The following is an 11,959-nucleotide window of genomic DNA, read 5'->3' as shown; positions in this document are numbered from 1 at the left end:
TTGATGAAAGTGAGACGATACGGACATATCCACCAACTAACCTTTTACGCTCCCGTTCTTCCGATCAACGTCCAGCTGATTGAACATGAACTCGGGCTCGTCTTGATCGACACGGCGCTAAAACGGAATGCGGCACATATTCTGGCGTATATTGAAGAACTCGATAAACCGCTCCTTGCCATTTTATTGACACATGCCCATGGAGACCATGTCGGCGGGGTAGACGCCATCAAAGCGGAGCATCCACTCGCAGAATTGTTCATCTCCCGGCGTGATGCCCGCTTACTATCAGGAGACCGTTCACTAGATGAGGAAGAAGAGCACAAGATACGGGGTTCCTTGCCGACGATCCGTTCTACACCAGATACGTTGTTAGATCCCGGGGAGCGGCTATTCGGTCTACGTGTTCTTGCAGCAAGCGGTCATACACCAGGATCAATTGCATTTTACGATGAAACGAATCGGGTGTTATTCGCCGGAGACGCTTTTCAGTCGCAAGGAGGGGCCGCAGTGGCGGGGGACGTCCGTCCGTTGTTCCCGCTGCCTGGTCTTGCGACATGGAACCGATCCGTTGCTGTAGGGAGTGCGGAGCGGCTGGTCGATTTGTCACCACTCCTGACGTTTGTTGGGCATGGTCCGCCACTCAAAGGGACACACCGTCTCTATTTGGCATTGAAGCGGGCGAAACGAAAACAGGCGAGAACATTTACTCGATAATGGAGGGATGAGACGATGCAGTTAAAAGAAATCCCGATCCATCAATTCGAACAGGCCCAGCAGATGCTCGAGATTCAGCGGAACGCATATGCCGTTGAAGCGGAACTGCTCGGATTTGACGAGATTCCGGCACGATATGAGACGATTGATGTCATTCAAAACTTGCCAGGTACGAGCTATGGATTGTATGTCGAGGAGCGGTTGATTGGATTTGTCACCATTGAAGCATCTGAAAACACGGTGGAGATCACAAAGCTTTGTATTGATCCGACATATTTCCGAGCGAGACTGGCGACGACGCTACTTGAGCACGTCTTGAGTATTCATAAAGGACAGCTCGTATACGTGCATACGGGCAAACATAACGGGCCTGCCAAGCGTCTATATACGAAACTTGGGTTTGTGCGAAGTGCTGAATTTGAACCAGAACCAGGTGTCACATTAATTCGATATACCCACTCTTCTTAATTTTTTATCTCATCTCACTATCATAAGTATACTAAGATAATGAGATGAGACTTTATTTTTACTGATAATATATGTTATGTAAACTAATAAAAAAAGAGTATGAAAATACTCTATTTATGATTGCCCCCTTCTTCGAAAATCTTGTACCAATACAAGGTCAAATCAATCTGTGGATTCGCGTGTTGTTTCATTGTATCGACTCCTCCAAGTTGGAATCCCTCTTTTCTATAAAAGCGACATGCAATCAAGTTATCGTTCTGCGCCTCAAGAGATAATCCAATCAGTTCTTTCTCTTTGGCCCAACGTTCGGCTGTCTCAAGCAACATTTTTCCGATTCCTTGCTTACGGTACGTCATTTTGACTGCGATGTTTTCGATATATGCAAATCGATTCCAATCTTTCACGAGTCGAATTTGTCCTACACACTCATCTACATCCATCGCTACATATACGATTCGATTGTCCTGACTCATATAAGCATGCCAGTTGATTTGGTCGTCTGGGAATGATATTTCTTTCACCTCATAATCAAGCTCTTCAACATATGTCCATTCGCCATTTATATAACTTGGTATAATTCGACCGATGATTGGGAATGGATCATTTGTGTCATTCAGTTGATTAATGAGCGACGCTTCAAGTCTTTTTAGTTGAATACGACTCATCCACTCCGCCTCTTTTCCCTGTAAAGTATTCTTTATTTATTCATTTCTACCATTTCTTTTATTATGCAAAATAACAATCTGTTTCATTGATTATAGTTTTCTGTATTAATGAAATGAATTTTGCTTTCAAAGGAATGTTAGCGCTTTATGAATAAACGTTTCAAATGTAACTCGAATCTGTTTAATACGTGTTTCACAGTTGCTAGACCGCTGAAGTCATGCTATTTTTAGACAGATGAAGCATCTAAGGAGGAATTCTTGTGAAACGAACAACAAAAGGCTTGGCAGCAACATTGTTTTTAGCAATCCCACTTGCCGCTTGTGGTGATGATAGCACGAATCAAGCAGATACGACACGTTGGGAAGAAATTCAAGAAGAAGGAACGTTGACAGTCGGAACGGCTGGTACGCTCTACCCCGCTTCTTTCCGTGAAGAAGAGAGTGATACGTTGACAGGTTTTGACGTGGAACTCATGAAAGAGATTGCGAAGCGCCTCGAGCTTGAAGTCGAGTTCAAAGAAATGGCGTTTGACAACATGTTGACAAGCGTTCAAAACGGACAAATCGACGTCGCGGCGAATGATATTTCGGTCACCGAAGATCGCAAGGAAAAGTTTGCTTTCTCGAAACCGTATAAGTACACATACGGAACAGCCATCGTTCGCAAGAGCGACCTTTCAGGCATTGAATCGCTTGAAGACTTGAAAGGGAAAAAAGCCGCTGGCGAGGCGACGACCGTCTTCATGGATGTGGCACGTCAATACGGAGCTGAAGAAGTCATCTATGACAACGCGACGAACGACCAGTACTTGCGTGATGTCTCGACAGGACGTACCGATGTCATCTTGAACGATTACTATCTTCAAACGCTTGCTCTCGCCTTCTTCCCAGAGTTTGATATCACGATTCACCCTGATATCGCCTATAACCCGCAAGAAGTCGCATTCTTGATGGATAACGAAAACGACGAGCTTCAAGAAAATATCGACCGTGTATTAGAAGAGATGCTCGAGGACGGTACAGTCAAAGAGTTGTCAGAGCAATTCTACAACGGGGCGGACGTCTCGGTTGAACCTGATGTGGACGCGACAATCGTCGAGACGAAGTAAGGAAATGATATGACGTTCTCAGACATCAAATGGGACGCCATCTTTGACGTAGACCTAGCCATCGAGTCGTTCCCTTATCTGTTAGGCGGATTACCGAACACGCTTTGGATTTCCTTTACGAGCATGTTTTTCGGTCTTGTGCTTGGTCTGATATTGGCGCTTGGGAAGTTGTCTCCGACGCGACTCTTTCGCTATCCATCGACATTTTATATCTCGTTCATGCGTGGTGTGCCTATTCTGATCATCTTGTTCATCCTCTATTCGGGATTCCCGTTCATCGGTATCGAGTTTGCCGCATTGACTGCAGCCATTCTCGGGTTTAGTTTGAACTCTGCCGCCTATATCGCCGAGATTATCCGCTCGTCAATCCGTGCGGTTGATGACGGACAGGTAGAAGCGGCCCGTTCGCTTGGGATGGGGAAATGGTTGACGCTCAAAGGTGTCGTCCTACCTCAGGCGACACGGATCGCCCTTCCCCCGCTCTCGAACGTCTTTCTCGATTTGATCAAAGCGAGTTCTCTTGCGGCGATGATCACTGTCCCGGAGATCTTCAATAAAGCAAAAATCGTCGGGGGTCGTGAGTTTGATTATATGACGGTCTATATCGTCGTGGCATTGATTTACTGGGCGATTTGTACGTTCATGTCGTTTTTCCAAGAATGGCTCGAACGTCATTTCGAACGATATTTAGATTCTCCAAAACGATGACTGACTGGCGCATGCCGGTCGGTCTTTTTTAGATTATCGTCGGATTTTAAGCACACCTCAATCGTCGATTATGCTATGATTTTCTTAATTATCAGAAAAATATAGGGGGATTTTGAATGGTGCATCCATGGGTTTCACATTTAAATGATCAAGTCATCGGGCAATCAAAAGCAATCAAGCTTGCCTCGATCGCATTATTATCAGGAGGACACGTGTTACTGGAAGACCGTCCAGGAACAGGGAAAACGACTCTCGCCCGAAGTCTCGCGAGTTCCGTATCGGCGACGTTTCAGCGTGTTCAATGTACGCCGGACACTTTACCGAGTGACATTTTAGGAATGGAATTGTTCAATCCGACGACGGGGGCGTTCGAACGTCGGACGGGGCCGATTTTTACGTCAATCTTACTCGTCGATGAGATCAACCGGACGACACCGCGTACGCAATCGGCCTTGCTTGAGGCGATGCAAGAACGTCAAGTGACGCTCGGGGAAGTGTCACTTCAGTTACCGGAACCGTTCTTTATGATCGCTACACAAAACCCGTTCGACGGGCAAGGGACATTCCCGCTTCCACAAGCACAATTGGACCGTTTTCTGTTTAAATTGACACTCGCTCCCCTGTCACGGGATTCAGAGCGTCGTTTGATTCGGAACGAGCATTTGTCGACGGAGCCATTTTCGCTTCAACGTGACGAGCTGTTGAAGATGCAACAAGAGGTTCGCGATGTGAAGTTCCATGAGGCGATGGAGGACTATCTCCTCGATTTGATGGAGTCACTCCGTCATCACCGGGATATCGAGGTGGGTCCGAGTCCGCGGGCGACCCTTGCCTATACGATGGCGGCTCGGGCACATGCCTATATGGAAGGACGAGACTTCGTTTCACCAGAAGACATCCGAGCGCTCGCTCTTCCGATTCTAGGACACCGAATCGTCTTGACGGTCGAAGCTTCCTTGAAGACGAAGCCGACGAAGCTCATCAAATCTGTACTCGAGACCATCCCGGTCCCATCAGAGGTGTAAGATGCAGTTAGTCAGCCCACGCTATCTCGAGTCCGGATACATGTGGCTCTTGTTTGTCGTCGGGATCTTCACAGCGCTATACGGGAATGTCTTGATTGCGAGCCTATTGATCGGCTTCAGTCTCTATGCTCTGGTCATGCCTGCTTTCATGTTTCGATTGGCAGAACAAGTGCATGTCGACCTCACCGAGGAGTTAAAACTTTTCCCGAATGACGACGCCGTCTACGTGTTAAAACTCGTATCCACTGCAAAAGTACCACTCGGAGTCGTACGGCTATCCGGGTATTTACATCCAACCGTCGAGTCGGAAGGTCACGCGTTTTGGCGCCAGGAGAACTTTGTCGAGACGAATGCAACCGTCGATTTTACCATCCCGCTCCATGCAAAGAAGCGTGGACCCATCCGTCTTGAGGCAATCGGGATGGAAATTCGTGACCCGTTGCGCATGTTCTCTCTATACAAGGAAGACACCCTTCCCCGAATTGGTTATGTGTTCCCTGAGTTTTCACCGTATCCGATCCCGAAACGGCCACCTACCCTCCCCGGTGAGGAGATGGTCCGACATAGCGCCTATCGTGACCCGGAGACGTTCCAGTCGGTCACTCCATATCACGGGCAACCGATGCGACAGTTGTATTGGTCCGCCTATGCAAAGACAGGGGAACTGCTTGCCCGTACGGAGCAACCGGTCCAAGCGAATGAGTATGTGATCGTCCTCGATTTGTTGACGAAAGACGGACGAGCCCTCACCTATCAGATGGAGCGACTCATCTCACAAGCGGCAGCCCTATGTCGCGATTTTGAGAAAGAGAACGCGAGTTACGGTCTCATCGTCCCGACGCTTACGAAAGATGGGATCACATACGACCTACCGCCTGGAAGCGGCGAGGTGCATTTCCGTAAGATTATGACGACGTTCGCCTGTCTGTCGGAGAGCGATTTTCCATTGGCACGCTCCTTGTTCGAACGAAAAGTCGCCAAGTATAGCGGGAACCAATCGATTTTACGGTTAGGGGGTGACGGTCAATGAGATGGCTATGGTGGGTCTTCGCGGCGTTTTATATCGGTCACGTGTTTCCGCTCCTCTTTTTATTGACGCTTCGTCTCTCTCGGAACACACAGCTCATCGTGCAGACGGTCCTTTCGATCGGTGCCCTGTACTTCTCTTATGAGATGAGCATCTTGCTTTTGGTCTTCACGTACGTGCATGCATTTATCCGAACGTTGGATTGGACGGACCGTTACGCGATGGCGAGTGTCCTGTTCTTAGTGGCCGACTGGTTATTCCCACCGGCGACCCAGCCGCTCGCGATGGTGCTCTTTCCGTTCATCTTTTTGATCTGGCAGCGGAACCTTTACTATCGTCGTGACTATAAGCGCATGGTGACGATGCTTGCTCTCGGGCTAGGAATCGGGTTAGCCGTCTCCCTCATCATCCGTACGATCAAAGAGCTGTTGTTTGGGAATGTCATCGCCTGGATCAGTCCCTTCTTCTTATGGATTGGCAGCTGGTTCGACGGCATCACACTCGATCCGAATGACCGTGTGAACCGCTTCCTCGTGCCAGATAACCCAAACATCGATGCGGAGACAGTGTCACAGGAGACATTACTCCAGTCCGCTTCGAACGAGTCGCTCTTTTTCATCGGTATCTTTGTTGTCACGCTATTGATTGGTGTCGGTTTGTTCTTCTATTTACAGAAGCGAAAAGACATCCAGGAAGACGGGATGATTCCAAAGAGTATTCATCACCCGACGCTCTCAGATAAACGAATCGTCCGCTCCCCACGGCAAATTCAGCTTCTCGAAACGGGACGGAAGCTCGAACAAGTGCAACCGCGTCTCCGTGAAGAAACGGTATCTGACTGGTTACAACGAATCGAGTTCACGAACCATACCTTATACGCTGAATGGTTAGAGGCAGCGGAATATGGAGATAAGGAAGCCCCGAAAGACGTCAATGAGTCATTCGAGCGTCTTGTCACACAATTGAAGAAACGTTAAAAAACATCCGGTGAGGAATTTCCTCTACCGGATGTTTCGCGTTATAGGATCGGGCTGAGCAGGCGTGACACGCTCTCTTTGAAGCGAATCCAACGGGTCCTCGACTCGTATCGTTCGATCGTCAACTTTTCGGCACGAGATTCGTCCCGTTCGAATGCATCGATGACGGACTGTGCAACATCTCGATCGAAGACGAGTGCTGAGATTTCAAAGTTGAGACGGAAGCTTCGCGCATCGATATTCGTGGTCCCGATGGAAGCGACCTCTCCGTCAATTACGAGCGTCTTCGCATGGAGGAATCCTTCTTCGTACGTAAAGACCTCGGCCCCGTAGCGTACGAGTTCCGCCGCATTCGCATAAGTCGCCCAGTAGACAAACATATGGTCCGGCTTATTTGGAATCATCAGCTTGATTTTGGTACCTGCCATGAGAGCAATCCGACAGGCATCAAGGAAGCTCGCATCCGGAATGAAGTATGGTGTCTGAATATAGATACAATCTTTTGACTGTGTGATCATTTTGACGAGCATGTTCTTCAGGTGCTCCGTCGAGGAATTCGGTCCTGAGGTCACGATTTGAACCGGTGAAGCATGATGTGAGATTCCCTCGGTCGGCCAGACAAAGTCGTTTTTCCGTGCTTTCGTTTTCGTCGGGACCGAGCGATTCCAGTCTAAGATGAACCGTTCTAATAATTCTTTCACGGCGTCGCCAGAGATTCGTAAGTGAACGTCACGCCAATAGCCGAAGTGCTCATCTTTACCAAGGTATTCATCCCCGACGTTAAAACCTCCGATATAACCGAGTTCACCGTCGATGATACAGAGTTTTCGGTGATTTCGATTGTTGACGCGGAAATTGATGCCGAGTTTGGACGGGAAGAACGATTTGACTTCTCCTCCGTGAGCGAGTAGATCCTTAAAGTGTTTATGTCTTAATCCTCTCGATCCGACAGCATCATAAAGGAGACGAATGCGCACCCCTTGTTTCGCCTTCTCCGTTAACAGACGAATGAGCGACTGACCGAGCGGGTCGTTTTGGATGATGTAATATTGAATATTGACTTCTTTCGTCGCGCGCTCGATGTCTTGAAACATCTGCTCAAATTTTTCCGTTCCGTCGTGCAGGACGGTGATATCGTTATGAAATGACATCAGTGCATTCGTCGACACGAGGTTCAGACGAGCAAGCCGACGATATTTCAAAAGAATCGGATGATTGAACGGGGCGAGCGAACGGTCAAGTTGATCGAGTTGTTCTTCGACGTGGTGGTGATACGCTTCGCGTTTCTCTTCTTCCACTTCATAAAAGTTTTGAGATTTGATCAATCGGCCGAAGAAGATGTACACGAAGAAGCCGATAAGTGGTAAGAAGAAGAGAACGAGCAGCCATGCCCACGTCGTACCGATATCCCGCCTCTCAAAAAAGATGATGGTGACAGCGAACGTGAGGTTAAGTAATAAGATGAGCCATGTCATGATGACGATGATGAGTCCGATTGTTACTTCCATCGTATCCCTCCCTTTCCTTCAATTCTTACCCGAAATCGGGCAATCTTAGCAGATGTTTTTCATGATGTGGGTATACATATATGAAGAAGTAATGGAATGGAGGATATTTATGGAAGACATGATGATCGGATTCAGCTTGCTTGTCCTCATCGGCGCACTTTCACAGTTGATTGCATGGCGTTTTGACTTCCCGGCCATCTTGATCATGACGGTTGCGGGTATCCTGGTTGGTCCGATTTTCGGATGGTTAGATCCAGACTCGATATTGGGTGATTTATATAGCCCACTCATCTCGATCGCCGTGGCGCTTATCTTATTTGAAGGTAGTCTCAGTCTCGAGTTTAAAGAGATTGATGATTTAAGAAAGCCAATTTTTCGTCTCGTTACCGTCGGTGTCTTCATTTCGTTTATCCTGACCTCCATCTTATTGATTTGGATTGGAGAGTTTCATTGGTTACCGGCTTTCACACTGGGTGCCATCTTCGTCGTGACGGGACCGACCGTGATCATCCCGTTATTACGTCAAGCAAACTTATCGGTTCGACCTTCGAAAGTGTTGAAGTGGGAAGGGATTATTGTCGATCCACTCGGTGCATTGATGGGTCTCTTCGTCGTACGGATTGGCTTCATCTTTTATCAAAATGACGGACTCGCGAGCCATCTACCGTTCTTTTGGTCCTGTATCGTCGCCGTCGCTTTCGGGATTGCCGTCGGACATTTACTCATCCGCTTGTTCGGAAATGAGAAAGTCCCAGAATATTTACGGACGACGTTGACGTTCTCCGGAGTCCTTCTTGTCTACTCCATCAGTGAATGGGTCATGCATGAAGTCGGACTGTTGGCCGTGACGGCGATGGGGTTGACAATGGCGAACTCTAAACATGGACATCTCTACATTTTGAAACAGCTCCGCGAATTCAAAGAGAACATCTCCATTTTGCTCGTTTCGACGGTATTCATTATCCTAACCGCCAGTTTGACCCGCGACAGTTTACTTGCCATCTTCGACTGGCCGCTTCTCTTGTCGATTCTAGCAATTTTGTTTATCGTCCGCCCCGTCTCGGTGCAAACCTCCTTACTCGGCTCCCCTTTGACGACGAAAGAGCGGGCGCTCATCAGTTGGATTGCCCCACGTGGGATCGTCGCCATGACGGTGACAGCATTTTTTGCACAAGAAATCACTGAACTGGGGATTGAAGACGCAGAACGGATGCTCCCGACCACGCTCGGTCTCGTCGTTATCTCGGTCGCCTTGCATGGATTGACGATTAAGCCGCTCGCTAAACGTTTAGGTTTGACGAAAGTGAAGAATCCTTGGGAAAAGGGCTAGGCACAAAAAAGACACCGCCCGATGGCAGTGTCTTTGATGAGCTTGAATTAGTTCAAGACTTTGATTGTGATTGACTTGCGACCGAAGTTGAGCGCTTCGCCTTGCATGGATTGACGATTAAGCCGCTCGCTAAACGTTTAGGTTTGACGAAAGTGAAGAATCCTTGGGAAAAGGGCTAGGCACAAAAAAGACACCGCCCGATGGCAGTGTCTTTGATGAGCTTGAATTAGTTCAAGACTTTGATTGTGATTGACTTGCGACCGAAGTTGAGCGCTTGCTCTTGTGTCGGCATCAAGATATCAATTTTGTTACCTTTGATGGCACCACCAGTGTCTCCTGCGATTGCTTCTCCGTATCCTTCAACCCATACTTTAGAGCCGAGCGGAATGACAGAAGGGTCGACCGCGATGACTTTTTGGTTAGGGTTCGAACGAACGTCGATACCTGTCGCTGTAATACCAGAACATCCAGCACAGTATGGTGTATAAGCTGTTGCTTCAACAGTCATTGTCTTACCTGAAGCCGGAGCTTGGGTTTGCGTTGTAGACGATGCTGTTTTTGTTACTGGTGCTGATGTTGATGTCTTCGGTGCTGATGTTTTCGCATCATTCGCTACCGATGCAGCTGCTGCACCTTTCACGGCGAACTCTTGTCCTGGGAAAATAAGATCTGAATCAAGACCGTTCCAAGTCATCAATTGATTAACAGAGATCCCGTGGTTCAATGCGATACGATAAAGTGTATCACCTGATTTAACTGTATACGTTTTAGATGCAGTAGAAGCTTTTGCTTCTGCCTTTCCAAGTTTCAAGACTTGGTTCGGGTAAATCATATTTGAGTTTAAGCCGTTCGCTTGTTTAATGTCGTTTACAGAGACGTTGTTGTTCACGGCGATACGATAGAGTGTATCTCCAGACTGAACTGTGTGTGTTGATGCTGCCGAAGCTGGAGCAGCGACTCCTAAACTAAGGCCAGCGAGTGCCGTTAGTGTCAATAGTGGTTTTTTCATAAGAATATTCCTCCCTTTTCTAACGCCCCCTTACTGTAACACCTCTATATTTCACAGCGATTACAGGACGATATGAGAGTCATATCAGTTCATTTACAGAACAATTCATGGGGATGAGAGGATTCAGAAAATTGTTTTAATCCATGAAAACGGCTTTGTAGAGCCGTTTTAAGATATAATAAAGAGAGAAATAAGGAGGTTTTGGTCTTTGGAACTATTACTGCTATATTACATTGTGACTAATTTACTAGCGTTTGTGTCATTTTTTGTCGATAAACGACGGTCTCGCGTCGGAGCTTGGCGCATTTCGGAGCGTACGTTATTGACGATGGCATGGATTGGTGGGGCATTCGGTGCTTATTTGGCAATGCGCATCTTCCGACATAAGACATTGAAGCCTAAATTCCGGATTGGGGTACCTGTTGCCATTCTCGTCCACGCGGCTTTTACAGGGTGGCTCATCTTTTAAGCATTATATAGAAGAAACACAACCATGATTAAGATTACGGGGATGAGGAAAATGTTGAAATCGTCCCTGTTTTTGGAGAAATCAAAGTATTTTAACCGTTAAAAACGAAACGAAATATCGGAAAATTACCGAACTGAGGAGAGCATCACTTTGAAGAGGACGATACTGACAAGTCAAGGGGCTTCCACATTTACCATCACGAATCAGTTCACGATACTATTGATTGAATCAGGGATTGTCGATATTCGGGTGAACGGGGAGAATATAAAACTTGCTTCAAAAGAAAGCATCCTGTTGGCATCTGGACAAAGCTATGTCGTACAACGGATGGAAGAGACTTCGCAAATCGTCAAACTTGAATTTGATCCATATGAGCTGTTCCACCCTAGATTGTCCGAAGAATATGTAACGCCATATCTTGCAGGCGACAAGTCCATACATATCTTAAAGAGAGAACGAACACACCGCTCCATCGTTCATACGATTGAACAAGTCGTTAACCATTTGCAGGTAGACGGACCGCTTAAACGGATGGATGCGACACTGCAATGTGCGGTGATCTGGCGTTATTGGATTCAGCAAGATGGCCAGGGAATGAATAACGAGAAAAAACTAGAGAGTCTTCGAAACATGCTAGCATATATTCATTTACAGCTTGAAGATAAACTATCGTTAGCACAAATCGCGACTGCGGGTAATGTAAGTCGCAGTGAATGTTGTCGGCTGTTTACAACGTTCGGGAACACCTCCCCGCTTGCGTATGTTCAAGTTAAACGAATGGACCGGGCCGTAGTCCTATTAAAGGATTCGACTGAATCGGTTGCTGACATCGCCAATCGCCTCAGCTACTCAAGTGTCAGTCACTTCGTCCAGACATTTAAAGCACATCATACGATCACCCCGCTCGCCTATCGAAAAAAATACCAAACGAAAAGAGCCGAATGATT

General features: G+C 47.3%; 13 protein-coding genes. 10 read left to right on the top strand and 3 right to left on the bottom strand.

The window, feature by feature from the left end:
• The first annotated feature begins 3 nt into the window (after positions 1-3).
• Positions 4-717 (top strand): MBL fold metallo-hydrolase, encoded by a 714-nt coding sequence (locus tag KNO92_RS08635; protein ID WP_214760942.1) that lies wholly within the window; start codon positions 4-6, stop codon positions 715-717.
• A gap of 15 nt (positions 718-732) precedes the next feature.
• Positions 733-1,185, top strand: a complete 453-nt coding sequence (locus KNO92_RS08630; protein ID WP_214692424.1) for a GNAT family N-acetyltransferase — start codon at positions 733-735, stop codon at positions 1,183-1,185.
• A gap of 110 nt (positions 1,186-1,295) precedes the next feature.
• On the opposite strand, the gene KNO92_RS08625 is transcribed toward KNO92_RS08630, so the two are convergent.
• Complete coding sequence (locus KNO92_RS08625; RefSeq protein WP_214760940.1) at positions 1,296-1,850, bottom strand: GNAT family N-acetyltransferase; 555 nt, start codon at positions 1,848-1,850, stop codon at positions 1,296-1,298.
• A 260-nt stretch (positions 1,851-2,110) separates the two neighbouring features.
• Between KNO92_RS08625 and KNO92_RS08620 the strand changes: the two genes are divergently transcribed.
• From KNO92_RS08620 to KNO92_RS08600, 5 genes are all read left to right on the top strand, one after another.
• Entirely contained in the window at positions 2,111-2,959 is an 849-nt protein-coding gene (locus KNO92_RS08620; RefSeq protein WP_214760938.1) for a transporter substrate-binding domain-containing protein, read from the top strand.
• A gap of 9 nt (positions 2,960-2,968) precedes the next feature.
• Positions 2,969-3,667 (top strand): amino acid ABC transporter permease, encoded by a 699-nt coding sequence (locus tag KNO92_RS08615; RefSeq protein ID WP_214760936.1) that lies wholly within the window; start codon positions 2,969-2,971, stop codon positions 3,665-3,667.
• 116 nt (positions 3,668-3,783) lie between these two features.
• Positions 3,784-4,692 carry an AAA family ATPase gene (locus tag KNO92_RS08610; RefSeq protein WP_214692405.1) on the top strand — a complete coding sequence of 303 codons (909 nt, stop codon included), beginning with the start codon at positions 3,784-3,786 and terminating at the stop codon, positions 4,690-4,692.
• Between the two features lies 1 nt (position 4,693).
• Positions 4,694-5,722, top strand: coding sequence for a DUF58 domain-containing protein (locus tag KNO92_RS08605; RefSeq protein WP_214692403.1), 1,029 nt, complete (start codon positions 4,694-4,696; stop codon positions 5,720-5,722).
• Entirely contained in the window at positions 5,719-6,696 is a 978-nt protein-coding gene (locus KNO92_RS08600) for a hypothetical protein (RefSeq protein ID WP_214692401.1), read from the top strand. The genes KNO92_RS08605 and KNO92_RS08600 overlap by 4 nt, the downstream gene beginning before the upstream one ends.
• Before the next feature lie 41 nt (positions 6,697-6,737).
• Here the strand turns inward: KNO92_RS08600 and cls are convergent, their stop codons facing one another.
• Complete coding sequence (gene cls, locus KNO92_RS08595) at positions 6,738-8,204, bottom strand: cardiolipin synthase (protein ID WP_214760934.1); 1,467 nt, start codon at positions 8,202-8,204, stop codon at positions 6,738-6,740.
• Between the two features lie 109 nt (positions 8,205-8,313).
• On the opposite strand from cls, the gene KNO92_RS08590 reads away from it, so the two are divergent.
• Complete coding sequence (locus KNO92_RS08590; protein ID WP_214760932.1) at positions 8,314-9,534, top strand: cation:proton antiporter; 1,221 nt, start codon at positions 8,314-8,316, stop codon at positions 9,532-9,534.
• Positions 9,535-9,760: 226 nt separating this feature from the next.
• Here KNO92_RS08590 and KNO92_RS08585 read toward each other — a convergent pair whose 3' ends face one another.
• Positions 9,761-10,543, bottom strand: coding sequence for a LysM peptidoglycan-binding and 3D domain-containing protein (locus tag KNO92_RS08585; protein WP_214692395.1), 783 nt, complete (start codon positions 10,541-10,543; stop codon positions 9,761-9,763).
• 208 nt (positions 10,544-10,751) lie between these two features.
• Between KNO92_RS08585 and KNO92_RS08580 the strand changes: the two genes are divergently transcribed.
• Entirely contained in the window at positions 10,752-11,012 is a 261-nt protein-coding gene (locus KNO92_RS08580) for a DUF1294 domain-containing protein (protein WP_214749089.1), read from the top strand.
• A 150-nt stretch (positions 11,013-11,162) separates the two neighbouring features.
• Positions 11,163-11,957: an AraC family transcriptional regulator gene (locus tag KNO92_RS08575; RefSeq protein ID WP_214760930.1), complete on the top strand. Its 795-nt coding sequence runs from the start codon at positions 11,163-11,165 to the stop codon at positions 11,955-11,957.
• Positions 11,958-11,959: the final 2 nt, after the last annotated feature.

Origin of the sequence: Exiguobacterium sp. s129, assembly GCF_018617585.1 — a bacterium.
GTDB lineage: Bacteria > Bacillota > Bacilli > Exiguobacteriales > Exiguobacteriaceae > Exiguobacterium > Exiguobacterium aestuarii_A.
The sequence above is the reverse complement of the archived record's forward strand: the minus strand, read 5'-3'. Positions and strand labels throughout refer to the sequence as shown.

What these genes read in the sequence shown, in the direction of transcription:
- KNO92_RS08610 (WP_214692405.1), top strand. Translation starts at nt 3,784, where the DNA reads ATGGTGCATCCATGGGTTTCACATTTAAATGATCAAGTCATCGGGCAA.
- KNO92_RS08630 (WP_214692424.1), top strand. Translation starts at nt 733, where the DNA reads ATGCAGTTAAAAGAAATCCCGATCCATCAATTCGAACAGGCCCAGCAG.
- KNO92_RS08585 (WP_214692395.1), bottom strand. Translation starts at nt 10,543, where the DNA reads ATGAAAAAACCACTATTGACACTAACGGCACTCGCTGGCCTTAGTTTA.
- KNO92_RS08600 (WP_214692401.1), top strand. Translation starts at nt 5,719, where the DNA reads ATGAGATGGCTATGGTGGGTCTTCGCGGCGTTTTATATCGGTCACGTG.
- KNO92_RS08615 (WP_214760936.1), top strand. Translation starts at nt 2,969, where the DNA reads ATGACGTTCTCAGACATCAAATGGGACGCCATCTTTGACGTAGACCTA.
- cls (WP_214760934.1), bottom strand. Translation starts at nt 8,204, where the DNA reads ATGGAAGTAACAATCGGACTCATCATCGTCATCATGACATGGCTCATC.
- KNO92_RS08635 (WP_214760942.1), top strand. Translation starts at nt 4, where the DNA reads ATGAAAGTGAGACGATACGGACATATCCACCAACTAACCTTTTACGCT.
- KNO92_RS08625 (WP_214760940.1), bottom strand. Translation starts at nt 1,850, where the DNA reads ATGAGTCGTATTCAACTAAAAAGACTTGAAGCGTCGCTCATTAATCAA.
- KNO92_RS08590 (WP_214760932.1), top strand. Translation starts at nt 8,314, where the DNA reads ATGGAAGACATGATGATCGGATTCAGCTTGCTTGTCCTCATCGGCGCA.
- KNO92_RS08605 (WP_214692403.1), top strand. Translation starts at nt 4,694, where the DNA reads ATGCAGTTAGTCAGCCCACGCTATCTCGAGTCCGGATACATGTGGCTC.